Raw genomic sequence first — 25534 nt, forward strand, 5'->3', positions numbered from 1 at the left:
TCTCTGAACCCGTGCGGGCCGAACTCAAGGCCGCCGGTTGGTCACCTGAACGTCGATACGACGTGTCACAGTGGACGGCGGCGTTGAGCGATGAGGGATACCGTGAATCAGCGGTGGCGACAGCGGCTCTGGTCTCCTACGGTGGACTCGAGCTCAACCCGACCAACTCGGAAGGGCCGAACTTCGGCAACTACGAGCCGCTGATCTTTGATCCCATCCTCGCCGGTTCGGGGCACTATGCGCTCGCGGAAGAACTCCAGAGGGAACTTGGCGGATCCTGGTATCCACTTGGTGAATGGATCACCAGCGCAAGTGTGTTCGTCGACACGAACGGATGGACCGTGGCCACCGGCATGGACTGGATCTGGGAGCTCGGCGCGTCGGTCGAAGATGCCATCGAGTTCGCTCTGGCAGCACATCGACCACTGATCTGCCTCCGAGTACTGAACCCCAACTCCGACCCGTGGCCCCTCCCCCAACCACCCCGATAACCACACCGCGTCTGTCGATACGGGAACATTCGCCTCAGCGGAGTCTGCGAAGAGTTGGTTGATATGAGGTCAGGCTGACAAGCGCCCCTGCCGCCGACCGGCGCCACAGCAACCGCGCAACTCGACGGCGGCGACATGCCTGGCGAGCACGCGCGGACAGACGTGACCGGGCTCCACGGGTGAATCGACTCGGCGGCGGACGCCAACAGTTGGTTCATGAAAAGACACCTGGGCACCTCAGCGCCCCGACAACGGAAAGCTCAATAGTCCCAGTCCGCGATAGGAAAGGGACAGTGACGTGATATTCGTTGGCCCCTGAGCTGGGCGCGTCCAATGCACGTTGGCTTCCTCTTGTCGGGTGTACTCCAGGAGACGGTCGGTGCTTCCGGTTCAGGACAGCGCTGTTTCCGCGGCGGTGAGATACTCGGCGGTGATCCCGGTGGATGGGTCGACCGGGATCAGAGCGGTGACGACACTTCGGCGGGCCAGAAAAGCCTTGCGGGCGTTCCGAAACAGGTCGAAGTCGTCGTCAAGCCACGCCAGCGGGCGATCACGCGCGAAGCGGCCGACCGCGCCGTACTTCCAGTCCGGGTGGCCGTCGTAGGCACGTACGTCAACCACGGGCAGCGCCGGTAGTCCTAACGCAGCACCGACGGTCGCATTGGCGTCCTGCCCCCACGAGGTGGCCCACGCCAACTCCGCGCCGGTTCGCTCGGCCAGGCCCAGCAACGCGGCGCCGTGCGCGGGGTTGAGCCATGCCCGCCGCACCGCGTTCCGCCGCCACCGTGACAGGCGCCACCGGTGCTCGACGAACCCGGGCGGCGGGGTGCGTGCCGCGAAAGGGTTCAACGGCCCATCCACGTCCACCAGACGCAACGGCCTCACCCGTTCCATCACTACGGGACGGCGACCGGCCGGCACACACCGCTGTTGGTCGAGATCTTGTCCGGAGGCGACCACGGCGCAGTCCCAGACCTCATGCGGCCGGAAGCTGTGGCCACAGCGCCTCGGCCAGGGCGCGTGCTGCCGTGCAGGCCGCGGTCGCCTGTCCTGGCGGCATGTGGACGTACACGCTCGCCAGTTCGACCTGGTCGGCCACGCCCGGCACCTCCGTGAACGGGATGTGCCCGGTCTCCACCGTGCAGTAGGACCGTTCCGGCAGGTCGACCGGATTCGTCGCCGTCGGGCGGCCGGCTACGGGTTGCGACGTGGCGGGAGGCCGGCCTGCGCCGAAGGCGACCACCACGCCGGCGCCTTCCCTTGCCCAGCGGCACTTGTGTTTGCCCGGGTAGTCGTACGGCTTGCGCATTCCCGTGAGGCCGGGGACCGCTGCGACGTCCTCGTCGGTGATCAGCCCGCAGGGATCGAGTGTCACGAACGAGTTGAGCGCGGGTTCGCGGTGCGTGACGTGCCCGTCGAGCACCACCTGGATGACGTGGTTCATGGCGGCTTCGGCGATTTCGCAGGTGTCGGCGTCGTTCGGGGACTCGTAGGCGTACACCTCCACGGTGATGCCGTCCGGGAACACCAGTAACTGCGCGCACGTCGACCCATCGGGGCGCTGACCCACCCACAGTCCGCGCTCCACGTCTCGCTGGTGGTCCATCTCCGGGAGGGTCGCCAGTTCTTCCAGCAGACCAACATTGACGGTCACCGAGCGGTCGTCCGCTGTCTCCACCAGGATCGTGCAATAGTCGAGTGTCAGCTCGGGTTCGCCGTACCTGGCACTGCCGACGGTGTCGAACGCCGACGGGTCGGTCAGCGAGCACGGCGCGACCGTGGTGAGGTCCTCGAACACCGACGTGGCCGTCAGTTCCTTCGGCTCCGGCAGAGTTTCACCGGCCGTCGGCATGCCCCCGTAGCGCGACGTGCACGCGGACAGCGCCATCAACGCCACGACGGCGATGACCCGAGGTAGGACTGCCGGTTTGCTCACGCCCCATTTTCTCCCCTACGCGGACCGAATTACGCACGTGGGCGCGAACATTTCGGAATGTTCCAGGTAAAGGTGAGCGATGCGTGACGCGCTATCCCTCCGCGGCGAGCTGACCGCACGCGGCGGCAATCTCCTGACCTCGCGTGTCGCGGACCGTGCAGGCGACGCCGCCCTCGTTGACGCGGCGGACGAACTCGCGCTCCACCGGCTTCGGGGACGCGTCCCACTTCGAGCCCGGCGTCGGGTTCAGCGGGATCACGTTCACGTGGCCAGCTGCGCCAGGTGCTTGCGCAACCGCTTCGCCAGGAGGTCGGCCCGCCACGGCTGGTCGTTCACGTCGCGGATCAGGGCGTACTCGATCGACACGCGACGGCCGGACGTGTCCGCGTAGTACCGCGCCGCCTCCAGCACCTCGTCGACCGACCAGCGGTTGTTCACCGGGACGAGGGTGTCGCGTAGTTCGTCGTCCGGGGTGTGCAGGGATACGGCCAGGCGGACCTGCATCTTCTCGTCCGCCAGCTTGCGGATCGCCGGCGCCAGGCCGACCGTCGAGACCGTCACCGAACGCTGTGAGATGCCCAGGCCGGAGGGTGCCGGCTCCGTGATCCGCCGCACCGCGGCGACCACGCGCTTGTAGTTCGCCAGCGGTTCACCCCCGACAACGCACTTACAACGATCTCTGACGGGACATTTGCCCTGGTCATTCTAGGTTCAGAGCCCGAGAACCTGCCGCAGCCCCGAGTCCACCGCACGCATCAACGCCGCGGACACCTGCCCAACCGCGCCGGTCAGCTCATCCTTGTCCAGCGTGACCAACGCCGTCACATTCACCACCGAATCACGCGGAAGCCCTGCCGCGCCCGCAGGCACGAACACATTCCCCGGTGCGGCACCCAGCCGCGTGTTGGACGTGAGAACCGCGACCAGCACCGTCGCAAGCCGGCTTTGGTTATAGGGATCCGACTGGATCACCAGCACCGGGCGACGCTTGGCCGGCCGGGAACCGACCGCCTCGCCAAGATCTACCCAATGCACACTTCCCCGTTCGATCACCACTCGTCGTCCGTCTGCGCCAACCGGTGACGCCCCGCAGCGACCGCGGCCTCGGCGGAGTCATCCTCACCGATCATCGCAAGCGCCGCATCAATATCGCTGGTCAACGACTCAGCCCGCAGATGATCAAGGTAGTACTGTGCCGCACGGGTGTAGAACTCCGACCGGCTGACGCCAAGCTCCCCAGCACACTGCTCAACCTGGGCGAAAGTCCCGTCAGGCACCGAAATCGCAGTCTTCATGAACTGAGTATAACTCGGTATAACAGCTGTGGCGACTCTCCCTCTGCCTTCGGCGGCGGGCTGCCCACAGGCGGCGGCGATCTCCTGGCCACGGGTGTCGCGGACCGTGCGGGCACGCCCTCGGCGTTCACCTGCCGCACGAATTCCCGCTCCGCCGGATGGCGGCAGATATCCACCCAGTGATCGCGCCGCGATGGTTCACGCGTTGATCGCGTCGCGCTCGACGGTCAGGTCGGCACGGTCTGCAGCGGCACGGCCGGCCTGCCAGCCGGCTCCGTTGGTGACGGACACCGAGCGTTGCACGGTGTGGCTGAACATCGCCGCGAAGGTCTCCTCGACCACGCGGGACCGCTTGGCCAGCACCGGTAGCAGCCGGGCGTCCTCGGCCGGGGCGTGTGCACGGGTACCGGCGTCGTCGAGACGCTCACCGATTCGTGTGGCGTAGGCGACGAGGTAGGACTGCCGGAACGACCGGGTCCGCGACGTTCCGGCGCGGGTGACCTGGCTGCCCTCGGCGACCATCGTGCGGGTGGCCTGCACCAGCAGGGAGGTGCTCAGCAGTTCGGTGATCTCCAGGTCCATCTCCTCTCCCACGACGGCGAGCAACCCCAGCTTCGAGTAGAAGACGGTTCTGCACCGGTTGGCCCGCGCGATGGCCGCCACCAGATGAGACTTAGCGTCCACGTACGGGCTGTCCAACCAGAGCCCGTGACGCGAGCACCCTGGGGCTGCGTGTAATCATGATCGCGGACGCCAACGCGGCACGACGCGACGAGACCCCGACGCCACGCTGCACACCATCTATCGGACATTCGGAGATATGCGTCCCACCTCCGACGTGATCACGATGATCACAGAGAGCCCAACCTCGTGATTCATCTGGGAACGAACCTTCTGCCGCGAGTCGGGCGGTGTGCTCAGCCGGATGCCACGCCCATGGCAACATGAGAACGCGGCCAGCTACCCCTCGGCGGCGAGCTGCCCACACGCGGCAGCGATCTCCTGACCACGAGTGTCACGCACCGTACACGCCACTCCCCCAGCATTCACCCGACGCACGAACTCCCGCTCCGCCGGCTTCGGCGACGCATCCCACTCCGAACCCTGGCGAATCACATTCACATGCACCAACTGCCCCAGATGCTGACGCAACCGCTTCGCCAACAAATCCGCACGCCACAGCTGATCATTCACATCCCTGATCAGGGCATACCCGATCGAAACACGGGCGGCCCGACACGTCCGCGTAGTACCGCGCCGCTTCCAGGACCTCTTCCACCGGCCAGCGGTTGTTCACCGGCACCAGGGTGTCACGCCACTCGCCATCCGGCGTGTGCAGCGACACCGCCAACCGGACCTGCATCCGCTCGTCGGCCAGCTTCCGGATCGCTGGCGCCAAACCCACCGTCGACACCGTCACTGCCGTCGCGAAATCCCAAAACCACTAGGAGCAGGATCAGTGATTCTCCGTATCGCCGCGACTACTCTCCGAATTGAGGCTAAGGGTTCACCCCTGACAACACACTTACAACGATCACGTGGTCAGTCGCCAGCCGCAGGGCCGTACCACTGTAATGCCTGACCAGTCACTGCCGCGATGCGCTCGAAGTCGTGGTCCCGGTGCAGAAGCGTCAGTCCCTGCAACTCGGCAGTGGCGGCGACAACAAGGTCGACTGGCCCTGCGCTTCGATGCTGGCCCTTTGCGGTGAGCTCGCCCTGGACCACCCAGGCGCGATCGTAAGCGCGGTCGGCGACGGGCGCCCAGCCAAACAGTGCCCGCATATCGTCGACCCCCCGCTCACGGTCAGCGACTGATCTTGCGCTGTAGAAGAACTCCAGCTCGGTGATGGGGCACACCGCGATGAGCCCTGCCGCAGCTGCCCGGTCCCAGCCGAACGACTCGGCGTCCGGTCGCATCAGCCGGGCCAACGCACTGGTGTCGATCAGAAACTCAGCCGCGTTCACCGACGATAATCTCGCTTGTCCTCGAACACGTCCAAATCGAAAGCGCCCTCGGCAGCGGAAGCCCGCAACCGAGCCAAAGCCAAGGCCCTACGGCGATTCTCCAGAACCTCGCGGAGAGCCGCGTTGACCGTCTCCTTCTTCGTACTGGTCCCCAACGCCTTGGACACATCGGCCACCAAGTCGTCGTCGAGGTCGATCACAGTCCGAGCCATCGGCCCACCTCCATGATATCAAGATCTGCATCAATGATATCAGGCGCTCTATCCAATGACGACCTCGCGGCTCAGCCTTCGGCAGCAAGTTGACCGCACGCCGCAGCGATCTCCTGACCACGAGTGTCACGCACCGTACACGCCACTCCCCCAGCATTCACCCGACGCACGAACTCGCGCTCCACCGCCTTCGGCGACGCATCCCACTCCGAACCAGGCGTCGGATTCAACGGGATCACGTTCACATGCACCAGCTGACCGAGATGCTGACGCAGCCGTCGAGCCAGCAGATCCGCCCGCCAAGGCTGATCGTTCACATCTCTGATCAGGGCATACTCGATCGAGACACGACGACCGGTCACATCGGCGTAGTAGCGGGCCGCCGACAGGACCTCATCGACCGGCCAGCGGTTGTTCACCGGCACCAGGGTGTCACGCGACTCGTCATCCGGCGTGTGCAACGACACCGCCAACCGGACCTGCATCCGCTCATCGGCCAACTTCCGGATCGCCGGCGCCAGACCGACCGTCGACACCGTCACGTTCCGCTGCGAAATCCCAAAACCAGCCGGTGCCGGATCGGTGATCCTCCGTACCGCCGCGACTACTCTCCGAAGCGACGCAAGAGGTTCGCCCATGCCCATGAACACGATGTTCGACAGCCGGCCCGGCTCGCCCAGGTCGCCGTCGCGCATCGCGGCCGCCGCTGCCCGGACCTGGTCCACGATCTCCGCGGTCGACAGGTTGCGCTCCAGGCCACCCTGGCCGGTCGCGCAGAACGGGCACGCCATGCCGCAGCCTGCCTGCGACGACACGCACAGCGTCACGCGGTCCGGGTAGCGCATCAGGACGCTCTCCAGCAGTGTGCCGTCGTGGGCACGCCACAGCGTCTTGCGGGTGGTGTTGTCGTCGCAGCTCACGTGGCGGACCACGGAGAGCAACGGGGGCAGCAGGGCGTCTCCCAGGCGAGCACGGGCCGCGGCCGGGATGTCGGTCATCGCCGACGCGTCTGCCGTCAGGCGGCCGAAGTAGTGGTTCGAGAGCTGGTTCGCGCGGAACGGCTTCTCGCCCAGCTCGGTCACGGCTGTGCGCCGCTCCTCTACCGACAGGTCGGCCAGGTGACGGGGTGGGAGGCCGCGCTTGGGCGCGTCGAAGACCAGAGGCAGTGCAGTCATAACTCGTCCAGTGTCCCACGAGCTGCCGACTGTGCTGGTCAGAGGCCAATATGCGCTCGTACGTTGCATCTCGATAGTTTCCGATATATCGTGAAGCTATCGCGATACCCCGCGATACTTCACCAGGGGAGGAACCCATCATGCGTCCATCATTCGGACACGGAAGTCCATTCGAGGGTCACGCTTCGTTCGGCGACCCGCGTGTGCACGCCCTGCGCGAGCACCTGCACTCACCAGAAGCCCGTGGCGGTGTGCCGTTCCCGCCATTCCCACCCGGCCCGTGGCCGGGGCCAGGGGGACCCGGGGGGCCGGGAGGTCCCGGGCCGTTCGGGGGGTTCCCCGGCGGTCCGGGCCGGGGGCACGGCCGCGGTCGTGGCCGTGGCGAGCGGTTCGGCGGGCGTGGCAGGCGGTCCCGGCGCGGCGACGTCCGCGCGGCGATCCTCGCGCTGCTCACGGAACGGCCCATGCACGGCTACGAGATGATCCAGGAGATCAAGGAGCGCAGCGGCGACCTGTGGCGACCCAGCCCCGGCTCCGTCTACCCGACGCTCCAGCTCCTCGCCGACGAGGGTCTGATCAACGACGAGGGCAGCGGCTCGCGCCGTCTCTACGCCCTCACCGACGAGGGTCGTGAGGCCGCCGCGAAGATCGGGACCCCGCCGTGGGAGGAGATCGCCCGCGACGCCGACCCGCGTGACGTCAACCTCCGTGACGCCATCGGCGGGCTCATGGGGGCGACCGTCCAGGTCGCCCACGCCGCTACCGACGACCAGAAGCGGCGGGCTGTCGAGGTCCTCAACGAGGCCCGGCGTGAGCTGTACGCGATCCTCGGCGAGGCCCCGCCTGCCGAGGACGACTCGGACGACGAGGATCCCGAGGACAACAACGAATAACGACCGCGACGGCCGTCCTGCTCCTCGCAGGGCGGCCGTCGTTCACCGCACGATCAGGCCCATCGGCTTTCGCCTGGTCAGCACGCGGTAGCCGACCGGGAACTCCAGGCCGGGGACCTCTCTGACCGCGCGGTCGGCCACTCGGGCGGAGAACTCGATGCGCAGCACCGACTCCAGGCTCCTGCGGTCCGTGAAGCGCCAGCGCGTCTCGACGTTCTGGCGAGAAAAACCCATTCGGGTGAAAAACCGGTCGACCTCGTCCGCGTCGTACTTCGGTAGGTCGCCGCGCATCCAGTCGCCGTACGGGCGGTGCCGCACGTCCAGGTCCACGATCGCCAGGACCCCTCCCGGGCGGAGCACACGGTCGGCCTCGGCAAGTCCTGGTTCGCAGCCTGGGCCGAAGAAGTACGCGGTCCTGGCGTGTGCCACGTCCACACTCGCGTCGGGCAGCGGTAGGTGCTGCGCCGAACCCAGCACTGCCTCCACGGTCGGCATGCCGGCTACCCGGTTCTGTGCGAGCTTGACCAACGGGGCGTGCGGCTCCACACCCGTGACGTGCCTGGCGGTCGCGGCGAACCTCGGCAGGTGGAACCCCGCGCCGCAGCCGATGTCGACCACGTCCCGGGCCGCCCAGTCGGCCACCGACGACAGCATGCGCCAGACGTCGCCGCCGACGTCCTGGGCCTGGTTCTCCAGCTCGTAGAGTTCGGGCCACTGCCAGATGTTCGGGCTCGGCAACGCCTCGATGCCACGACGCACGGCGGCTATCCGTTCCCGAGCGCGCGACACCAATCCCACGCCGTCAAGCAAACCACCATCTAGCTCGGCACGAACAGACGCAACAGCAACCACGCCGCGACCGCCGAGGGAAGCAGCGAGTCGAGCCGATCCATCAGCCCGCCGTGGCCGGGCAGCAGGTTGCCCATGTCCTTGATTCCCAGGTCCCGCTTGATCAGCGACTCCACCAGGTCACCGACGGTCGCCGTGCACACCAGCGCCGCGCCGAACAACGCGCCCTGCCACCACTGGCCGTCGAGCAGGAAGACCACCGCGAGCGTCCCGGCGGCGATCCCCAGGACCATCGAGCCGACAAAGCCCTCCCAGGACTTCTTGGGGCTGATGTTCGGCGCCATCGGGTGGCGGCCGAGTTTCGCGCCGGTCGTGTAGCCGCCGACGTCGTTGCAGACCACCACGATGATGAAGCACACCACCCTCGCCACGCCGTCCTCGGCGACCACGAGCATCGCGGCGAACGACGCGAACAGCGGCACGTACGCGGCGGACAGGATCGAGGCGCCGACGTCGCGGACGTAGCCGTCCGCTCCCCCGCGCAGCCGCCAGACCAGGCAGACCAGGATCGTGACCACGAACGCGGCGAGCAGGCCGTTGCGGCCGAAGGGCCACGACAGCCAGACCATGGCCTGACCGCCGATGAGCACCGGCCACAGCGTGACCCGGATGTCGCCGCCGCGCCTGAGCGCGCCTGCCAGCTCGTAGGTGCCCATCGCGACCGCGAGCGCGACGATCCCCACGAAGATCTGTCGCACGGTCAGCAGCGAGACGAGCACCGCTGCGCCGAGCAGGACGCCGACGGCGATCGCGGCCGGCAGGTTGCGCCCCCCCTGCTTCTTCTGCGGGGTCGGCGGCGCGGCCGCGTCGCCGGTCGTCACAAGGTTCTCCTCGACGGGTTCTGGCCCGGTTGGTGCGCTGATCATGTCCTTGGGCCGAGCTCAGACCTCGAGGAGCTCTGCTTCCTTGTGCTTGACGAGCTCCTCGACCTGGGCGACGTACTTGTCGGTCAGGTTCTGCAGCTCCTTCTCGGCCCGCGCCACCTCGTCCTCACCTGCCTCGCCGTCCTTGGCGATGCGGTGCAGCTCCTCGTTCGCCTTGCGTCGGACGTTGCGGATGGCGACCTTCGCGTCCTCGCCCTTGGACTTGGCGACCTTCGCCATCTCCCTGCGACGCTCCTCGGTCAGCTGGGGGATGATCACGCGGATGAGCGCGCCGTCGTTGGTCGGGTTGACGCCGAGGTCCGAGTCACGGATCGCCTTCTCGATGGCGCCGAGCTGGCTGGCGTCGTAGGGCTTGATGACCGCCATGCGTGCTTCGGGCACGTTGACGCCGGCGAGCTGGTTCAGCGGGGTCGGGGCGCCGTAGTAGTCGACGACGATCCGGGAGAACATCCCGGAGCTGGCGCGGCCGGTGCGCACGGAGGCGAGTTCCGCCTTGGCGTGCGTGACCGCACTCTCCATCTTCTCCTCGGCGTCGAACAGAGTCTCGTCGATCAAAGCCTGCTCCTGTTTCTCATCATCCCCGTCCCCCACGTGTCGCGCGGGTCGCCTCGCCCATCCGCGAGGCGCCTCCTCGGCTCCGTGCTCGTCAGGGAGTGCTGACGACGGTGCCGATCCTCTCACCACGCACCGCGCGGGCGATGTTCCCCTCGGTGAGCAGATTGAACACGATGATCGGCATGTTGTTGTCCATGCACAGGCTGAACGCTGTGGCGTCCGCGACCGCGAGCCCCTGTTCGAGTACCTCGCGGTGAGTGATGTGCTCGTACATCTTGGCGTCCGGGTCGGTCTTCGGGTCAGCGGTGTAGACGCCGTCGACCGACTTGGCCATGAGCACGACCTCGCAGCCGATCTCCAGCGCGCGCTGGGCGGCCGCGGTGTCGGTGGAGAAGTACGGCATGCCGACGCCACCCGCGAAGATCACCGCGCGGCCCTTCTCCAGGTGCCGCTCGGCGCGGCGCGGGATGTAGGGCTCGGCGATCTGGCCCATGGTGATCGCCGTCTGCACCCGGGTGTCGATGCCCAGCTTCTCCAGGAAGTCCTGCAACGCCAGGCAGTTCATGACGGTGCCCAGCATCGCCATGTAGTCGGCGCGGTCGCGGTCCATGCCACGCTGCGACAGCTCGGCACCCCGGAAGAAGTTGCCGCCGCCGATCACGATCGACACCTGGACCCCGTCGCGGACGACCTCGGCGATCTGCCGGGCGACCGTGGCGACCACGTCGGGGTCGACGCCGACCTCGCCGCCGCCGAACATCTCTCCGCCGAGCTTGAGCAGCACTCTGCGGAAACCGTGCCTGCGTAGATCCATGGGTCTCCCCTCGGTGGTCTTTCTACAGGCGAATGCCCCGCCCTCGGTGTTCATCGAGGGCGGGGCACCGCCTGGGGTCCAGGCTCGGAGATCAGGACTGGCCGATCTCGAAGCGGGCGAACCGGGTGACCGTCACACCGGCCGCGTCGAGAAGCGCCTTCACGGTCTTCTTCGAGTCCTGCACGGACGCCTGCTCGGTGAGCACGACGTCCTTGTAGAACCCGTTGACCCGACCCTCGGTGATCTTGGGCAGTGCCGCCTCCGGCTTGCCCTCCTCGCGGGCGGTCTCCTCGGCGATGCGGCGCTCGTTGGCCACGACGTCCTCGGGGACCTCGTCACGGGTGACGTACCGCGGCTTCATCGCGGCGACCTGCATGGCGGCGCCACGAGCGGCCTCCGCGTCGTCACCGGTGTACTCGACCACGACGCCGACGGTCGGCGGCAGGTCGGGGTCGCGGCGGTGCAGGTAGGTCGTGACGGTGCCGTCGAACACGGCCACCCGGCGCAGCTCGAGCTTCTCGCCGATCTTGGCGGAGAGGTCCTGCAGGGCGTCGGTGACCGTCTGGCCGTCCACGTCGGCCTTGAGCAGGCTGTCCACGTCGGCAGGCTTCGTGGCCTTGGCGGCGGTCACGATCTTGTTCGCGAGGGCGGTGAAGTCGGCGTTCTTCGCGACGAAGTCCGTCTCGCAGTTCAGCTCGATCATGACGCCGCCGTCGGCCGCGACCAGGCCGTTGGCGGTCGTGCGCTCCGCACGCTTGCCGACGTCCTTGGCGCCCTTGATGCGAAGCAGCTCGACTGCCTTGTCGAAGTCGCCGTCGGCCTCGTCGAGGGCCTTCTTACAGGCCATCATGCCCGCGCCGGTGAGCTCACGGAGCCGCTTCAGGTCGGCCGTGGTGTAGTTCGCCATTGTGGCTTAGTCCATCCTTCTTTCGGTTCGCTTACTCGGAGGCTGCCGGGGTGTCCGTAGCCGCCGCGTCGCCGCCGGCCGGGGCGGCGTTCTGGCCGACGAGGAGCTCCTGCTCCCACTCCGGCAGCGGCTCGGCCGCGCCGGGCTGCGGCTTCTCGTCGCCGTCCGCGACACCGTTGCGCACGCCGGAGCGGGCCATCAGGCCGGCGGCCGCGGCCTCGGCGACGACCTTGGTCAGCAGCGCGGCGGAGCGGATCGCGTCGTCGTTGCCCGGGATCGGGTAGTCGACCTCGTCGGGGTCGCAGTTGGTGTCGAGGATCGCGACGACCGGGATGTGGAGCTTGCGCGCCTCACCGACCGCGATGTGCTCCTTCTTGGTGTCGACGATCCACACCGCGCTGGGCACCTTGGCCATGTCGCGGATACCGCCGAGGGTCCGCTCCAGCTTGTCCTTCTCACGGGTCAGCATCAGGATCTCTTTCTTGGTGCGACCCTGGAAGCCACCGGTCTGCTCCATCGTCTCCAGCTCCTTGAGGCGCTGGAGACGCTTGTGCACGGTCTGGAAGTTGGTCAGCATGCCGCCGAGCCAGCGCTGGTTCACGAAGGGCATGCCCACGCGGAGCGCCTCGTTCGCGATGGCTTCCTGCGCCTGCTTCTTCGTGCCGACGAACAGGATGGTCCCACCGTGCGCGACGGTCTCCTTGATGAACTCGTACGCGCGGTCGATGTAGGACAGCGTCTGCTGCAGGTCGATGATGTAGATGCCGTTGCGCTCGGTGAAGATGTAGCGCTTCATCTTCGGGTTCCAGCGGCGGGTCTGATGCCCGAAGTGCACGCCGGAGTCGAGCAGCTGCTTCATGGTGACGACGGCCATGGCCTGGTTCGCACCTTCTTCTATGTCTTGCGTACCGGGATGTCGGTCCGGCACGGTGTCGGTTGCCGCGAGGTGACGTGGGTGTCTCCCCGCCCTGGTGCCGGTGCGGGCAGCCGGACCCTTGACTGTGTTCGAGCGTTGTCTCGGGACCGCCGGATGCCGCTGCCGCGATAGCGAGCGCACTGGCACGCGAAGTCGACCCGCGTTGCCACGAGCCGCGTTGGCAGTCTACGCGGTCCCCCCAACCTGCGGTGAACCCGGGCGGCCAGTTGTCCACAACCCACCCGGTTGTCCACAGCCCGGCTCTCTTCTCCCACCCGCGTCGCCCCCTACCGGCATCGTGGTCCCATGAACCTTCACCACCCGCTACTCCACCTCTTGCTGCTCACACTGACCTGGTCAGGCGTGTCGCCGGCTCCCGGACGACCGCCGCCCGACCTCGTGTCCACGAGGGCTGCGGTGTTCGGCTGGCCGCTCGCGTCGCCGCACCCGGTGGTGCGTCCGTTCCGGCCGCCCGCGAACCCGTACGGGCCAGGTCACCGAGGTGTCGACCTGGGCGGTCCGGTCGACGGGGAGGTTCTGGCTGCCGGTGACGGTGTCGTCCTGTTCGCCGGGCCGATCGCCGGGCGGGGCGTGGTGTCGGTCAGCCATGCGGGCGGGGTTCGCACTACCTACGAGCCGCTCACGGTGCTCGTGGCCTCGGGTCAGCGGGTGACTCGTGGGACGGTCGTGGGTCGGCTTGCCGCCGGTCACTGCTTACCCGAGGCGTGTCTGCACTGGGGTGCGCGCCGGGGCGTGGAGTACCTGGACCCGTTGGGGCTGCTCTCGACCGGCCGCCTACGCCTCAAGCCGTGGGGAGGTCCTGTGCGCTGAAGGATCGGTGGTCGCGACTGACGGCTGTTGGGAGAGCATCCGGTCGCGGGCTCGGCCGGGGTGGGCCGGCTCTCGGCCGGGGTGAGCCGGCCGAGCGTGTGACGTGGTCGCGTGTTCGGGGAGACGGGGGCGTCGGCGAGGTGATCGGCGTCGTGGACGGAGGGATTGGTGCCTTTTGGGGAAGTATTGGCGGGCAGACCGTTGGCGCACTCGATCCGCGTTGCCGCTCTCGTTCGAGTCGCGTTTGCTGCTCTCGTTCGAGCCACGTTTGGTGCTCTCGTTCGAGCCACGTTGCCAGGGTGAGGCGGGATCGCAGAGGTAACTGGTCGTCTCGGTGGCCATCGTGATGTCGGGTCATGGTGTCTGGGGGATGGCGCGTCACGCGCCGACTCCCAAGTCCCGGCCTACGACCTGTGCAATGCCCTTGGCAGGGTGCGGATGGTGGCGATCATCCGGTCCCGCACTCGCGGTTCGTTGTGGCCGTTTGGGAGTGCGGCAGCATCACGAGCCGGCTGGCGCTTCGATCAGGGGGCCGAGCGATGACCTGTTGGTTTGTCCATGATCAGGTCGCCCTCCGGTGTTCCGGGACGGCTCGGTTGGTTTCTTCGGCGGGAAATTCGCTGGTCTCGACGACGTTCGGGGTGCGCGGTGGGTTGTGGTGGCCTGGTGTCGCGGTCGGCGCGCGGCTCGGCCTGTGCGCGGACACGGCGAGGTCGCGGACACGCGGCGAGGTCGCCGACGCGGGAAGCGGGCCAGGTCAGGCGTCGGTCTTCTCCAGCAGCTTCGCGCGTAGTCGTAGCACGGCGCGGGTGTGGAGTTGGCAGACTCGGGACTCGGTGACTCCGAGGACGCGGCCGATTTCGGCGAGGGTGAGGTTCTCGAAGTAGTACAGCGTGACCACTACCCGGTCCCGTTCGGCGAGGTGTGCGATCGCCTGGGCGAGTTGGCGTCGGTTGTCCTGGTCGACCAGGAGGGCGACGGGGTCGAGGGCTTCCTGGTCCTCGAGGATGTCGGCCAGTGGTGTGGGGCCTCGGCCCGCGGCGGCCAGTTCGTCCAGCGCCACGACGCTGGTCAGCTGTAGTTGTGCGTAGACGTCGCGCAGCTCGTTCAGCGAGAGGCCCAGTTCGTCGGCCAGTTCGCCGTCGGTCGGGGTGCGGCGGAGTTGGGCGCCCAGGCGTTCCAGTGCTCGCTCCACCTCTCGTGCTCGGCCGCGTACCGAGCGGGGGACCCAGTCCTGGGCGCGGAGGTCGTCGAGGATGGCGCCTCGGATGCGCTGCATGGCGTAGGTCTCGAACTTGAGGCCGCGTTCCGGCTCGAACTTCTCGATGGCGTCGACCAGGCCGAAGATGCCCGACTGGATCAGGTCGGCCACCTCCACGTGCGCGGGTAGTCCTGTGCCGACCCTGCCTGCGACGTACTTGACCAGTGGCGCGTAGTGCAGCACCAGGCGGTCTCGTAGGAGCTGCTCCCGCTGCTCGCCAAACTGGCGCCAGAGGGCGACGATGCCGGCTTCGACGTCGTCGAAGGTTCGTTGGTCGCCGGGGAGCACCCCGGCGGTCTCACCGAACCCGAACGTCACGGACACCCTGCTCCCGTTACCCGCCAACCCGATCGCGTCGCCGGCCACCCCGGCGTCGCCGCCGGGTCTGTTGGTCCCGACGACCAGCACGCGGGCCCCGTCCACGAAGGACCGACCATCGCCGACGACCCCGCCACCGCGACGTTCGCCGTTCCCATCACCTCGACGTTCACCGTTTCCGCCACCGCGGCGGTCACCGTTTCCGCCACCATGACGCTCGCCGTCTCCGCCACCGTGACGGTCACCGTTCGCGTCACCATGACGTTCGCCGTTCGCGGCGCCGTGGCGCGCGACGTGCAAACCACCATGACGCTCGACGTTCGTGCCACCGCGGTTTTCGCCGTTGGGCCGCCACCGTCCTTCGGCGGGCTGTTCGTCGGTGGCATGTCCTTCGGCGACGCGTCCGTTGCCGTTGCGTTCGCCTGTGGGGGGTCTGTCGGTGTCGTTGGTGATGTGCTCGTCGTGGTGTTCACGGGCGTCGTTCGAGGTCACGAGCCTGGTTGGTCCACTCCCACCATACGAGCCGTTTGCACTGACGGCAGCCCACGCCGCGACCACGGCGAGTTCATGGTCACCGTTGGCGCCGTTGCGCGGGACCGTGTCGTACGACGCAGCGTCCACGTTCGTATCGTCGCTGTGACCACCGTCCGCGTAACGTTCGGCGGCTCTCGCGTTTGGTAGTGCCTCGATGACGAGACGTTCGTGTCTGTCGTGTCTGTCGTGTCTGTCTTGTTCGTCACGGGCTCGGTTGTTCGGCGCGTCCTGGGGGTGGTGGGCCGGGTGGGCGTTCGTGTCGTGGTCGTCGGGGGTGCCGTCGGATGGCATGCGCGTGTCGAGCGTCACGGTGGCGAGCCTTCCGCCACCGGACGTCCTGCGCGTCCGCAAACCTTCCCCTTCATCGGGAGCGGGGGTGGGCTCGGTCATGGATTGCCTTCAGCCGTTCGACGGTCACATGGGTGTAGAGCTGCGTTGTTGCAAGCGTAGCGTGACCAAGCAGCTCCTGGACGCTACGAAGATCTGCGCCACCTTCGAGCAGATGTGTCGCGGCAGAGTGACGCAATCCATGCGGTCCCATGACGGGAACACCCGGAACTGCGTTCACAGCCTCGTGCACGATACGTCGAACACTGGCCGGTTGGAACCGGCCGCCGCGCGCGCCGAGCAACAACGACGGCGGTGACGACGGCCTCGCCAAGGCCGGTCGACCACGCCGTATCCAGTCGATGACCGCCCGAGCCGCCGGCTCACCGAACGGCACCGTGCGCTCCTTGCCTCCCTTCCCGAGTACGACCACGACCCGCCTGTCGAGGTCGACGTCGTCGATATCGAGTCCGCACAGCTCGGACACGCGAATGCCCGTCGCGTACAGCAGCTCCAACAACGCGTGGTCACGCAGTGCGACCGGATCGAGCTCGGCCGCGCCCTTCCCCGACGCGTCGAGCACCTCCACCGCCTGGTCCTGCCGCAGCACCGAGGGCAGCTTCCGGTGCCGGCGCGGCGCGGCCAGCCGAGACCCTGGGTCGGTCTCGAGGTGCCCACGCCGGTGCGCCCACGCCGTGAACGTCCTCGCCGCCGCGGACCGCCGCGCCATCGTCGTGCGGCTCACCCCGGCCGACCGCTGCGCGGCCAGCCACGCCCGCAGCGCGATGAGGTCCAGTGCCGCGACGCCCCGGCCCCGGCTCCGGTCGATGCTTCGCGCGTCACCGACCACCGGCAGTCCGTGCAGGAACCCGAGCAGGGAGACGACATCGGTCACGTAGGCACGCACCGTGTGCGCCGAGAGCCCACGCTCGAGCCCCAGGTGCCGCTCGTAGTCGGCCACGACGGTGCTCACCGGCTCGGGCAGCTTCGCTCGGACCTGGTGCAGATCGACCCTTTTGCGTGACTCGGTCACCCGTCTGACGCTGCGCCATTCCGCCTGGCGGGTCAAGTACCGCCACGCGCGATCGTCGGGTCAGCGCCCGTGTTCGCCTCCCTTCGCCTGTCGCCAGCCGTCCTCGCCGCGCTCGACGTGGCCCGTGAGCTCCAGCTCCGGGAGCAGTGCCCGGACCCGGTCGAGCGGCACGCCGGAGTCCACCGCGACCTCCTCCGCGGCGCAGCCCTCCTCGCGGCGCAGTGCCTCGTGGACGCGGAGCGCCTGGTCGGCGAGTCCGTCGGTGCTGCGGCGTGCGGACCTCCCCTCGGTGCGGAGGTGCTCACCGACCGGCCCGACCGCCTCGAGGATCTCGCCGACCGAACCCGCGAGCGTGGCCGCACCCGTCCGCAGCAGGTCGTGGCAGCCGACGGACATCGCGGAGGTGATCGGCCCCGGCACCGCCAGCACGACCTTGCCCAGCGCGGCGGCGGTCGTCGCCGTGTTCCTGGCGCCGCTGCGCACGCCTGCCTCGACCACGACCGTCGCCGACGACAGTGCCGCGATCAGCCGGTTCCGCACCAGGAACCGGTGCCGCGCCGGGTTGGTGCCCGGTGGGTACTCGCTGATGACGAGCCCGCTCGCGGCGACCGCCTCCAGGAGGCCGCTGTGCCCCGCCGGGTACGGGATGTCGATGCCGCAGCCCAGCACCGCGACGGTCTGGCCGCCCGCCTTCAGCGCACCGCGGTGAGCCGCGCCGTCGATCCCGTAGGCGGCACCGGACACGACCGTCATGCCCGCGTTGCCGAGTGCGTACCCGATCTCACTCGCGACGAGGTCGCCGTAGCCGGTGGCCGCCCGCGCGCCGATGACCGAGACCGCCCGGTCGAACACCTCGCCCACCTCCGCCGTGCCACGCACCCACAGCCCGAGCGGCGTGCCCGCGCCGCGCAGCCCCCGGTCGGTCGGCGGACCGAGACAGAGCAGCTGCCACGCGGGCCACTCGGGGTCCTCGGGCATCAGCAGGCGGCCTCCGACCTTCTCCGCGGCGGCGAGGTCCTCCTCCGCGAGGTCCACGTGTCGGCGCGCCTCGCTCTCGTTCGCGACGAGCTGCGGCACATCGCCCCGCCGGACGCGCTCGGCCGCGGCCAGCGCACCCACCACGTTGACGAACGCGTGCAGCGCGAACGCGGGCGGTTCGGCGACCCGCATGAGGTAGGCCCTGGCGAGCCGGACCTCCTCGACGGCCTGCGCGGTCATGCGGCCCTCCTCAGGCTCGCCGCGGACGACGTGGCACAACAGTCCGGTCCCCTGGTGAAGCAGACGGGCGAGTCGGGCGGTGGCAGTGCCGCGTGCACTGACGGCCGATGCATGCGCGGGCACGTGCCCTGGGCAGCGGTGAGTGGCCGGAAGGCGAGGTCGCGGCCACTCGGGTTCGACAGGTTCATCGTCGATACCTTTCTGTTGGTGAGCTAGGCGACCCGGCGGTCGCGGAACTCGAGGGCGGCCGCCACGTGGTCGGCCGTGGGTTGTTCGACCTCGGCGAGATCGGCGAGGGTCCAGGACACCCGCAGGCAACGGTCCGCGCCCCGGGCCGTGACGGCGCCGACGTCGAGGCCATGGTCGAGCAGGGCGGTGGCGTTCCTCGGTAAGCCGTACTCGCGGCGGAGGATCGGGCCCGGCGCCTGTGCGTTGGTGAGCCAGCCGTGTTTCTTCCAGCGTTCGGCCGCCCTGGCTCGCGCGTGCGCGACCCGCTTGCGGACGACGGCCGTCGACTCGGGGACCACGCCGTCGGCGCGGGACAGTGCGGTGATCGGGCGCATGCGGACCCTCAGGTCCACGCGATCCAGCAGTGGACCGGAAAGCCGGGCCGTGTAGCGGCGTTTGGCGTGCGGGGTGCAGGTGCAGTCGAACTCCCTCGGCGGGGCGCACGGGCACGGGTTGGTCGCCAGTACCAGCTGGAACCTCGCGGGGTAGCGGACGACACCGTCCCGGCGGGCGAGCCGGATCTCCCCTTCCTCCAGGGCGGTTCGCAGTGCCTCGAGCCGGTCCGGGGCGAACTCGCAAGCCTCGTCCAGCAGGAGCACACCATTGTGTGAATGGCTGATCGCACCGGGCCGCGCCAGACCCACGCCGCCGCCGACCAGAGCAGGCACGGAGCAGGTGTGATGTGGCGCGATGAAGGGTGGGAAGGCCACCAGGGGTGACTCCGGCGCGAGGATTCCCGCGATGGAGTGAATTGCCGTGACCTCCAGGGCCTGGTCGAGGGTGAGGGAAGGAAGGAGACCGGGGAGGCGCTGCGCGAGCATCGTCTTGCCGGTGCCCGGTGGGCCGGTCATCAGGAGGTGGTGGCCGCCGGCCGCGGCCACCTCCAGGGCCCAGCGGGCCTCGGGTTGACCGACGACGTCCACGAGGTCGGGAGCCTCGGTCTGCGGTGGCGCCGAGTGCGGTTCGGGTCTGCGGAGGGCTTCGGACTCACCACGGAGCCAGTGGAGGACCTCGGTGAGGTGTTCCGCGCCGAACACCTCCAGGCCGGTGACCAGCGCGGCCTCGGGAAGGGCCTGTACCGGGACGATGGCGCGCCTGAGCTGTGCCTTCCTGGCGGCGAGAAGACCGGGGAGGACGCCCCTGACCGTGCGGATCCGGCCGTCCAGCGCCAGTTCGCCCATGAGGACGGTCTTGTCCAGGCGTTCCGCGGGTTCCAGGCCCGCGGCGACCAGCACCGCGCAGGCCAGGGCGACGTCGTAGCCCGAGCCGCCCTTCGGCAGGGCGGCCGGGGACAGGGCGAGGGTGACCAGTTCCTCCGGCCACGCGCGTTGGCTGTTGCGGACGGCGGCGCGGACACGCTCCTTGGCCTCGTTCAGCGAGGCGTCGGGGAGGCCGACGATCTGGGTCCGAGGGCGGCCGCCACCGATGTCGGCCTCGATCTCCACCGCCACGCCGTCCACACCGAACAGCGCCACGGACCAGGCGCGGGCGAGCGGCATCACAGCACGCCCCTGAGGTGGCTGATCCGCGGGGTTTCGCCAGCGGGCCAGGTGATGGCGACGATGTCGTAGCGGGTCGGCACGGGGCCGACGCGGTAGTCGACCCGCCAGCGGCGGGCCAGGCGCCGGATGCGGGCGGCCTTGGTGTCAGTGACGGCCTCGGCGGGAGCGCCGTAGTTGTCGCTGGTTCGGGTCTTCACCTCGCAGACGACCAGGGTGCGGCCGTCGGTGAGGACGAGGTCCAGCTCGCCCTCGGAACATCGCCAGTTCCTGGACAGGACGGTCAGGCCCTGTCTCTCCAGGTAGCGGGCAGCCAGCGCCTCCCCGCGCTCGCCGGTGGTCAGGTGCTTGGGCTTGGTCGACTTCGTGTTCGTGGTCATGCCGACGAGACTGCCGGGCCCGGCGGGTCGGAACCACGGGGTGAAGATCAACTGTGGACAACTGGAGCGGCTGTGGACAACTCCGGTCGTTCGAGATCGACGGCTTGACAGCTCGTGCTAAAGGACTCAGAACGCGAAAACCGCGAGGTCCGGTGCGGACCTCGCGGTTTCCTCGAAGAACTGCCTACGAACCGAACGGGCCTTCTTCCGGGAGGCGCAGGTCAGGCTTGTCGAGCTCCTCGACGTTGACATCCTTGAAGGTGATCACTCGGACGTTCTTGACGAACCTCGCCGGGCGGTACATGTCCCAGACCCAGGCGTCCGACATCCTCACCTCGAAGTAGACCTCGCCGTCGGAGTCCCGGACCTGCACATCCACGCCGTTGGCCAGGTAGAAACGACGCTCCGTCTCCACCACGTAGGAAAACTGGCCAACTATGTCGCGATACTCCCGGTAGAGCTGCAGCTCCATCTCGGTCTCGTACTTCTCGAGATCCTCCGCGCTCATGCGGTTTCGCGCTCCTCCTGGTCGACGGGGGACGTTGTCATTCCTGCCGGTGTTGCCAGCCTCCCAACCTGACCATTCTGGACCACGGCGGCCGCTGCCACACTCAACGCCACAGGGTGTGGCGCACGCATACCGTGTGTAATTCCCGCCGCGGTCACGTTGACGTACGACCAGCGGTGTACCCGGCTGGGCCCGTGGACCGTCAGCGCCGCGCTGTGCGCACCGGTGCAGTAGCCCTTGTGCTCGTCGAAGCCGTACTGCGGGAACTCCTCGTGCAGGTCTGCCATGATGCGGTCACGCGTCACCTTGGCCAGGATCGACGCCGCTGCCACACACGCTACCGCCTGGTCACCCTTGATCACCGGCGTCGAGGGGGCGGTCAGGCCCGGCACCCTGAAGCCGTCGATCAGCACGTAACCGGGGTGCGTCCGCAGCTGGGCGATGGCCCTGCGCATGCCTTCTATGTTGCAGACGTGGACACCCTTGAAGTCCACCTCCTCCACCGGGATCACGATGACGGCGTAGTCCACGGCCCGGCGGATCACCACGTCGTACATCCTGTCGCGGGCGGCCGCCGTGAGGAGCTTCGAGTCCGTCAGGCCCTCGAACTTCGCGGAATCACCCGGACGGAGTACGCAGGATGCCACGACCAGGGGACCCGCGCACGCGCCCCGACCCGCCTCGTCCACCCCCGCCACGGGACCGAGCCCACGGCGGTCCAGCGCGGTCTGGAGTGCCCAGTTACCCGCGTCGCGCCTCAGTACGGGGCGGGGCGGGCTGGACTCCAACCACGCCAGCCGCCCCTGTCGAGCCGTTGTCACCTGCGGGATCCCACTGATCTGACCGTCCGGCGCACCCGCCTGCCCAGCCACAGCGTCGGGAACGCGGCAGCCAGGCCGAGGCCCGGGATCACGATCTGCGCCGCGGCGGACGCGGCCGGGCCCTGTTGCGGGTCGTGGTCCCCCACCCCGCGCCAGCGGGACGGCGGCAGCACGATGTAGCGCACCTTGCCGATGATGTTGTCCACCGGCACGAGCCCGTTCTTGCCACCACCACCCTGGCAACGCGAGTCGCACGAGTTGTTGCGGTTGTCGCCCAGCACCCAAAGCATGCCCTCCGGCACCTTGATGGGCGGGAACTCCTCCTGGGTGTTGTTACCGGGAAGCCAGTACACGTACGGCTCGTCCAAGGGCTTGCCGTCCACCAGCACACGGTTCTTCTCGTCACAGCACTCCACGGTCTGCCCGCCGACCGCGACGATCCGCTTGACCACGTCGTCCTCGTTGGGCGACGCGAGCCCGAACGCCGCGCCTACGTCTTGCAACCATGACACGAAGCCGTTGCTGGATCGGTTCGCGGAGAACTCGGATCGGTTCCAGGTGTCGGGGCGCTGGAACACGACGACCTCGCCGGGTTCCGGGTCACCGAAGCGGTAGACGAGCTTGTCCACCAGCACACGGTCGCCGTAGCAGCCGGGGCAGCCGTGCAGGGTCTGCTCCATCGACTCCGACGGGATCACGAAGACCCGTGCGAGGAATGTCTGGATGATGAGGGTCAGCAGCAGGGCGACCCCGATGAGGATAGGCAGTTCCTTCCAGAAAGACCGTTGTTTCTTCTTTCTGGCTTTTCTGCCGAACCCGGCGGTGACGTCAGGTTTGTCCTGCTCAGCCGGGCTCTCCTCCTCGTCCTCGTTGTCCCTGCTGTTACCAGAGCGTGCGACGTCGACCACTAGAGCAGACTACCGGTGCCGCCTTCGCACCCGACGGCCCAGCCACAGTGTCGGCCACGCGATCGCCAGCCCTGCGCCGAGCGGCGCGCTCTGCTGCCACGCGGGGGCGCTCAGGGCCACCGAGACACCCGCCTGGGAGTTGTGGTCGCCGACGCCCCGCCAGCGGCCGGGAGGCAGCACGATGTAGCGCACCTTGCCGATCACCTTGTCGATCGGCACCACGCCGCGCAGCCCGCCGCCGCCCTGGCAGCGGGAGTCGCACGAGTCGCTGCGGTTGTCCCCCATCACCCACAGGGTGCCCTCCGGCACCACCACGGGGTCGAACCGCTGCCTGCCGTCCGGGGCGCCGTTCTGCCAGTAGACGTACGGCTCGTCGAGCGGGTGGCCGTCGACCAGGACGCGGGACTTCTCGTCGCAGCACTGGACCTTCTGGCCGCCGACGGCGATGACGCGCTTGACGAAGTCACGCTCGTTGGGCGGCGCGAGGCCGACGAGCGACCCGATCCACTGCAGGCCGCGCACGACGGGGTTGCTGGGGCCGAGGGGCGTGGTGTCGTTCTCGGTCCAGGTGTCGGGGCCCTCGAACACGACAACGTCGCCGGGTGCGGGGTCGCGGAAGTCGTAGACGAGCTTGTCCACGAGCACGCGGTCACCCGTGCAGCCGGCACAGCCGTGCAGGGTCTGCTCCATCGAGCCGGACGGGATGGAGTACACGCGACCCAGGAACGTCTGGATGAGAAAAGTCAGGACCAGCGCGATTGTCAGCAGCGTGAGCAGCTCGCGCCACAGCGGCTGCTTCCTCGGCGGTCTCCTGTGCTTGCCGGCCCTGTACTTGGCCGACTTCTCCTCCGTGCCTCCCAAAGGTAGCGACGCCAGTGAAGACTCGGGGTCGCTGACCTTCGGGATCAGCTCGGTGCGCTCCGGATCGTCCTCTGGGGACGGAGCGTGCACAGGGTCGGCCACACACCCCAGGTTACCGGGGTTCGTGAAAAGTACAGGTCAGGCCGTGGGCGCGGTCTCGCGCTTCTCCTTGATCTTGGCGGCCTTGCCGCGCAGCTCGCGCAGGTAGTACAGCTTCGCGCGACGCACGTCACCGCGGCGGTCGACCTCGATCTTGGCGATGTTCGGGGAGTGCACCGGGAAGGTGCGCTCGACGCCGACGCCGAAGGAGATCTTGCGGACGGTGAAGGTCTCGCGGATGCCGCTGCCCTGCCTGCGGATCACGACGCCCTTGAACACCTGGACCCGCTCGCGAGAGCCCTCGATGACGCGGACGTGCACCTTCAGCGTGTCACCCGGGCGGAAGGCCGGGATGTCGGAACGCAGCGACTTGGCGTCCAGAGCGTCCAGGGTGTTCATGGGTGTATCCGTCCTCAACTGTTGTTATTTCATCCCAAGGCGCGACCAGACTCCTGCAGCCAACCTAGGGGAGTTCGGGAGTGCGCCCAGGCGCCACCCGGTCGCAACAACCGGTCCAGTATGTCAGACCGATTTCCCCGGGTCGAAATCGGGATCTCGGAGGCTCGCCAGCCGGGCCCGGTCGTGCTTGTCGAACGCGGTGTCCGGCAGGGCGGCGAGCAGGTCGGGGCGTCGGTGGTAGGTCCGGTCGAGTGCCTGGTCACGACGCCAGCGCGCGATCGCGCCGTGGTTGCCGGAGCGCAGGACCTCCGGCACCGGGAGGTCGCGCCAGACCTCCGGACGGGTGTAGCTGGGACCTTCGAGGAGGCCGTCGGAGAACGAGTCCTGCTCGTGGGAGGCCGGGTTGCCCAGCACGCCGGGCAGGAGGCGGGCGACGGCCTCGACCATCACCATGACCGCGACCTCGCCGCCGACGAGCACGTAGTCGCCGATGGAGACCTCGTCGACGGTCATGCGTGCCGAGGCGTCGTCGAGGACGCGCTGGTCGATGCCCTCGTAGCGGCCACAGGCGAACATGAGCCAGTCCTCGGCCGCGTACTCGCGGGCGAGGGCCTGCGTGAAGGGGCGGCCCGCAGGCGTCGGCACCACGAGCCGTGGCGAACCCGACGCGCACAGGGTGTCCAGCGCCTCACCCCAGACCTGGGGTTTCATGACCATGCCGGGGCCGCCGCCGTACGGGCTGTCGTCGACGGCCTTGTGCACGTCGTGCGTCCACTTCCGCAGGTCGTGGACGTCCAGTGACAGGAGTCCACGCTCGATCGCCCGGCCCAGCAGCGCCTGGCGCAGTGGGTCGAGGTACTCGGGGAAGATCGTGACGACGTCGACGCGCATTCAGTCCAGCAGGCCTTCCGGCGGGTCGATGACGACGCGCCCGCCCTTGACGTCCACCTCGGGGACGATCGCGCGGACGAACGGGACCAGCGCCTCCGTGCCGTCCTCTTTCCTGACCACCAGCAGCTCACCACCCGGCGAACGGGCGATCTCGCCGACGGTGCCGACCGGCGAGCCGTCGACCAGCACGACGGCGAGGCCTTCCAGCTCGTGGTCGTAGAAGGCGTCCGGGTCGTCCGACGGCGGCAGCTCGGCCGCGTCGACCACCAGCTTGGCGCCGCGCATCAGCTCGGCGGCGTTCCGGTCGGGGACCTCGTCGAACCGGATCAGCAGGCGACCGGAGTGCTCACGAACGGTCGACACGGTGACGGGCCGGACGGAACGGTCCCGGAGCCGTGCGGTCAGCACGGCACCGGGCGCGAACCGCTCGTCCGGCTCGTCGGTGTGGATGTCGACGGCCAGCTCGCCGGAGATGCCATGGGCCTTGGCGACGCGACCGACCAGAAGCTCACGCTGCATCACTGGT

The 25534-nt window shown here is 68.5% G+C and carries 30 protein-coding genes and 3 pseudogenes; 4 read left to right on the plus strand and 29 right to left on the minus strand.

Going from position 1 to position 25534, the window contains the following annotated elements; genetic code table 11:
• Positions 1-11 precede the first annotated feature (11 nt).
• Positions 12-491 (plus strand): SUKH-3 domain-containing protein, encoded by a 480-nt coding sequence (locus CLV71_RS42505; RefSeq protein WP_166664485.1) that lies wholly within the window; start codon positions 12-14, stop codon positions 489-491.
• Positions 492-881: 390 nt separating this feature from the next.
• Here the strand turns inward: CLV71_RS42505 and CLV71_RS42510 are convergent, their stop codons facing one another.
• From CLV71_RS42510 to rlmN, 11 genes and pseudogenes are all read right to left on the minus strand, one after another.
• Positions 882-1340: a hypothetical protein gene (locus tag CLV71_RS42510; protein WP_133908644.1), complete on the minus strand. Its 459-nt coding sequence runs from the start codon at positions 1338-1340 to the stop codon at positions 882-884.
• Between the two features lie 127 nt (positions 1341-1467).
• A complete protein-coding gene (locus CLV71_RS42515; RefSeq protein WP_133908645.1) occupies positions 1468-2427 on the minus strand; it encodes a hypothetical protein in 960 nt (319 codons plus the stop codon).
• Between the two features lie 91 nt (positions 2428-2518).
• Positions 2519-3081 (minus strand): annotated as a pseudogene (locus tag CLV71_RS42520) (radical SAM protein); the annotation flags it as partial.
• Positions 3082-3138: 57 nt separating this feature from the next.
• Positions 3139-3483: a type II toxin-antitoxin system PemK/MazF family toxin gene (locus CLV71_RS42525; RefSeq protein ID WP_133908646.1), complete on the minus strand. Its 345-nt coding sequence runs from the start codon at positions 3481-3483 to the stop codon at positions 3139-3141.
• Positions 3477-3722, minus strand: a complete 246-nt coding sequence (locus CLV71_RS42530; RefSeq protein ID WP_133908745.1) for a CopG family transcriptional regulator — start codon at positions 3720-3722, stop codon at positions 3477-3479. Before CLV71_RS42530 ends, CLV71_RS42525 begins: the two co-directional genes overlap by 7 nt.
• A gap of 45 nt (positions 3723-3767) precedes the next feature.
• A pseudogene (locus CLV71_RS49860) lies at positions 3768-3880 on the minus strand (dual-specificity RNA methyltransferase RlmN); the annotation flags it as partial.
• A gap of 40 nt (positions 3881-3920) precedes the next feature.
• Positions 3921-4385, minus strand: coding sequence for a hypothetical protein (locus CLV71_RS42540; protein ID WP_166664486.1), 465 nt, complete (start codon positions 4383-4385; stop codon positions 3921-3923).
• A gap of 297 nt (positions 4386-4682) precedes the next feature.
• Positions 4683-5234, minus strand: a pseudogene (locus CLV71_RS42550) (radical SAM protein); the annotation flags it as partial.
• 30 nt (positions 5235-5264) lie between these two features.
• Positions 5265-5687: a PIN domain nuclease gene (locus tag CLV71_RS42555; protein WP_133908648.1), complete on the minus strand. Its 423-nt coding sequence runs from the start codon at positions 5685-5687 to the stop codon at positions 5265-5267.
• Entirely contained in the window at positions 5684-5899 is a 216-nt protein-coding gene (locus tag CLV71_RS42560; protein ID WP_133908649.1) for a type II toxin-antitoxin system VapB family antitoxin, read from the minus strand. Before CLV71_RS42560 ends, CLV71_RS42555 begins: the two co-directional genes overlap by 4 nt.
• A 71-nt stretch (positions 5900-5970) precedes the next feature.
• Positions 5971-7074 carry a dual-specificity RNA methyltransferase RlmN gene (gene rlmN, locus CLV71_RS42565; RefSeq protein WP_133908650.1) on the minus strand — a complete coding sequence of 368 codons (1104 nt, stop codon included), beginning with the start codon at positions 7072-7074 and terminating at the stop codon, positions 5971-5973.
• 140 nt (positions 7075-7214) lie between these two features.
• Here rlmN and CLV71_RS42570 point away from each other — a divergent pair, with 140 nt between their 5' ends.
• Positions 7215-7967: a PadR family transcriptional regulator gene (locus CLV71_RS42570; protein WP_133908651.1), complete on the plus strand. Its 753-nt coding sequence runs from the start codon at positions 7215-7217 to the stop codon at positions 7965-7967.
• A gap of 42 nt (positions 7968-8009) precedes the next feature.
• Here the strand turns inward: CLV71_RS42570 and CLV71_RS42575 are convergent, their stop codons facing one another.
• The 6 genes from CLV71_RS42575 to rpsB form a co-directional block, all read right to left on the minus strand.
• Positions 8010-8735, minus strand: a complete 726-nt coding sequence (locus tag CLV71_RS42575) for a class I SAM-dependent methyltransferase (RefSeq protein WP_424923958.1) — start codon at positions 8733-8735, stop codon at positions 8010-8012.
• 50 nt (positions 8736-8785) lie between these two features.
• Positions 8786-9682, minus strand: a complete 897-nt coding sequence (locus tag CLV71_RS42580) for a phosphatidate cytidylyltransferase (protein ID WP_133908652.1) — start codon at positions 9680-9682, stop codon at positions 8786-8788.
• Positions 9683-9697: 15 nt separating this feature from the next.
• Positions 9698-10255, minus strand: coding sequence for a ribosome recycling factor (frr, locus tag CLV71_RS42585; RefSeq protein WP_133908653.1), 558 nt, complete (start codon positions 10253-10255; stop codon positions 9698-9700).
• A gap of 91 nt (positions 10256-10346) precedes the next feature.
• Positions 10347-11069 carry a UMP kinase gene (pyrH, locus tag CLV71_RS42590; protein WP_133908654.1) on the minus strand — a complete coding sequence of 241 codons (723 nt, stop codon included), beginning with the start codon at positions 11067-11069 and terminating at the stop codon, positions 10347-10349.
• Between the two features lie 91 nt (positions 11070-11160).
• The gene (gene tsf, locus CLV71_RS42595; protein WP_133908655.1) at positions 11161-11976 is read right to left on the minus strand and encodes a translation elongation factor Ts; all 816 of its coding nucleotides are present in this window, start codon (positions 11974-11976) and stop codon (positions 11161-11163) included.
• 31 nt (positions 11977-12007) lie between these two features.
• Positions 12008-12850, minus strand: a complete 843-nt coding sequence (rpsB, locus tag CLV71_RS42600; protein WP_133908656.1) for a 30S ribosomal protein S2 — start codon at positions 12848-12850, stop codon at positions 12008-12010.
• Between the two features lie 348 nt (positions 12851-13198).
• Between rpsB and CLV71_RS42605 the strand changes: the two genes are divergently transcribed.
• Positions 13199-13723 carry a murein hydrolase activator EnvC family protein gene (locus CLV71_RS42605; protein WP_133908657.1) on the plus strand — a complete coding sequence of 175 codons (525 nt, stop codon included), beginning with the start codon at positions 13199-13201 and terminating at the stop codon, positions 13721-13723.
• Positions 13724-14480: 757 nt separating this feature from the next.
• Here CLV71_RS42605 and CLV71_RS42610 read toward each other — a convergent pair.
• Entirely contained in the window at positions 14481-15272 is a 792-nt protein-coding gene (locus tag CLV71_RS42610; protein WP_424923959.1) for a FliA/WhiG family RNA polymerase sigma factor, read from the minus strand.
• A 240-nt stretch (positions 15273-15512) separates the two neighbouring features.
• On the opposite strand from CLV71_RS42610, the gene CLV71_RS42615 reads away from it, so the two are divergent.
• Entirely contained in the window at positions 15513-15983 is a 471-nt protein-coding gene (locus tag CLV71_RS42615; protein ID WP_133908658.1) for a hypothetical protein, read from the plus strand.
• A gap of 214 nt (positions 15984-16197) precedes the next feature.
• On the opposite strand, the gene CLV71_RS42620 is transcribed toward CLV71_RS42615, so the two are convergent.
• The 11 genes from CLV71_RS42620 to rimM form a co-directional block, all read right to left on the minus strand.
• The gene (locus CLV71_RS42620) at positions 16198-17196 is read right to left on the minus strand and encodes a tyrosine recombinase XerC (RefSeq protein ID WP_424923955.1); all 999 of its coding nucleotides are present in this window, start codon (positions 17194-17196) and stop codon (positions 16198-16200) included.
• A 60-nt stretch (positions 17197-17256) separates the two neighbouring features.
• Complete coding sequence (dprA, locus tag CLV71_RS42625) at positions 17257-18414, minus strand: DNA-processing protein DprA (protein ID WP_133908659.1); 1158 nt, start codon at positions 18412-18414, stop codon at positions 17257-17259.
• A 212-nt stretch (positions 18415-18626) separates the two neighbouring features.
• Positions 18627-20141 (minus strand): YifB family Mg chelatase-like AAA ATPase, encoded by a 1515-nt coding sequence (locus CLV71_RS42630; RefSeq protein ID WP_133908660.1) that lies wholly within the window; start codon positions 20139-20141, stop codon positions 18627-18629.
• Positions 20141-20521, minus strand: coding sequence for a YraN family protein (locus CLV71_RS42635; protein ID WP_133908661.1), 381 nt, complete (start codon positions 20519-20521; stop codon positions 20141-20143). Before CLV71_RS42635 ends, CLV71_RS42630 begins: the two co-directional genes overlap by 1 nt.
• Before the next feature lie 184 nt (positions 20522-20705).
• Positions 20706-21029, minus strand: coding sequence for a DUF2469 domain-containing protein (locus tag CLV71_RS42640; RefSeq protein WP_133908662.1), 324 nt, complete (start codon positions 21027-21029; stop codon positions 20706-20708).
• Entirely contained in the window at positions 21026-21817 is a 792-nt protein-coding gene (locus CLV71_RS42645) for a ribonuclease HII (RefSeq protein ID WP_133908749.1), read from the minus strand. Before CLV71_RS42645 ends, CLV71_RS42640 begins: the two co-directional genes overlap by 4 nt.
• Before the next feature lie 29 nt (positions 21818-21846).
• On the minus strand, positions 21847-22758 hold the full coding sequence (gene lepB, locus CLV71_RS42650) for a signal peptidase I (protein WP_133908663.1): 912 nt from the start codon (positions 22756-22758) through the stop codon (positions 21847-21849).
• A gap of 9 nt (positions 22759-22767) precedes the next feature.
• Positions 22768-23721 (minus strand): signal peptidase I, encoded by a 954-nt coding sequence (lepB, locus tag CLV71_RS42655; RefSeq protein WP_133908664.1) that lies wholly within the window; start codon positions 23719-23721, stop codon positions 22768-22770.
• A gap of 36 nt (positions 23722-23757) precedes the next feature.
• Positions 23758-24117: a 50S ribosomal protein L19 gene (rplS, locus tag CLV71_RS42660; RefSeq protein ID WP_133908665.1), complete on the minus strand. Its 360-nt coding sequence runs from the start codon at positions 24115-24117 to the stop codon at positions 23758-23760.
• Positions 24118-24240: 123 nt separating this feature from the next.
• Positions 24241-25008 carry a tRNA (guanosine(37)-N1)-methyltransferase TrmD gene (gene trmD / locus CLV71_RS42665; RefSeq protein ID WP_133908666.1) on the minus strand — a complete coding sequence of 256 codons (768 nt, stop codon included), beginning with the start codon at positions 25006-25008 and terminating at the stop codon, positions 24241-24243.
• Positions 25009-25527, minus strand: coding sequence for a ribosome maturation factor RimM (gene rimM / locus CLV71_RS42670; RefSeq protein WP_133908667.1), 519 nt, complete (start codon positions 25525-25527; stop codon positions 25009-25011).
• Positions 25528-25534: the final 7 nt, after the last annotated feature.

The organism is Actinophytocola oryzae, assembly GCF_004364325.1.
Lineage (GTDB): Bacteria > Actinomycetota > Actinomycetes > Mycobacteriales > Pseudonocardiaceae > Actinophytocola > Actinophytocola oryzae.

Coding starts and splice junctions, on each gene's coding strand:
- CLV71_RS42530 (WP_133908745.1), bottom strand. CDS start 3,722: ATGAAGACTGCGATTTCGGTGCCTGACGGGACTTTCGCCCAGGTTGAG.
- dprA (WP_133908659.1), bottom strand. CDS start 18,414: ATGACCGCGCAGGCCGTCGAGGAGGTCCGGCTCGCCAGGGCCTACCTC.
- rplS (WP_133908665.1), bottom strand. CDS start 24,117: ATGAACACCCTGGACGCTCTGGACGCCAAGTCGCTGCGTTCCGACATC.
- rimM (WP_133908667.1), bottom strand. CDS start 25,527: ATGCAGCGTGAGCTTCTGGTCGGTCGCGTCGCCAAGGCCCATGGCATC.
- CLV71_RS42570 (WP_133908651.1), top strand. CDS start 7,215: ATGCGTCCATCATTCGGACACGGAAGTCCATTCGAGGGTCACGCTTCG.
- trmD (WP_133908666.1), bottom strand. CDS start 25,008: ATGCGCGTCGACGTCGTCACGATCTTCCCCGAGTACCTCGACCCACTG.
- CLV71_RS42580 (WP_133908652.1), bottom strand. CDS start 9,682: ATGATCAGCGCACCAACCGGGCCAGAACCCGTCGAGGAGAACCTTGTG.
- CLV71_RS42635 (WP_133908661.1), bottom strand. CDS start 20,521: ATGACCACGAACACGAAGTCGACCAAGCCCAAGCACCTGACCACCGGC.
- CLV71_RS42560 (WP_133908649.1), bottom strand. CDS start 5,899: ATGGCTCGGACTGTGATCGACCTCGACGACGACTTGGTGGCCGATGTG.
- rlmN (WP_133908650.1), bottom strand. CDS start 7,074: ATGACTGCACTGCCTCTGGTCTTCGACGCGCCCAAGCGCGGCCTCCCA.
- rpsB (WP_133908656.1), bottom strand. CDS start 12,850: ATGGCCGTCGTCACCATGAAGCAGCTGCTCGACTCCGGCGTGCACTTC.
- CLV71_RS42630 (WP_133908660.1), bottom strand. CDS start 20,141: ATGCCGCTCGCCCGCGCCTGGTCCGTGGCGCTGTTCGGTGTGGACGGC.
- tsf (WP_133908655.1), bottom strand. CDS start 11,976: ATGGCGAACTACACCACGGCCGACCTGAAGCGGCTCCGTGAGCTCACC.
- CLV71_RS42615 (WP_133908658.1), top strand. CDS start 15,513: ATGACGCTCGCCGTCTCCGCCACCGTGACGGTCACCGTTCGCGTCACC.
- CLV71_RS42605 (WP_133908657.1), top strand. CDS start 13,199: ATGAACCTTCACCACCCGCTACTCCACCTCTTGCTGCTCACACTGACC.
- pyrH (WP_133908654.1), bottom strand. CDS start 11,069: ATGGATCTACGCAGGCACGGTTTCCGCAGAGTGCTGCTCAAGCTCGGC.
- CLV71_RS42640 (WP_133908662.1), bottom strand. CDS start 21,029: ATGAGCGCGGAGGATCTCGAGAAGTACGAGACCGAGATGGAGCTGCAG.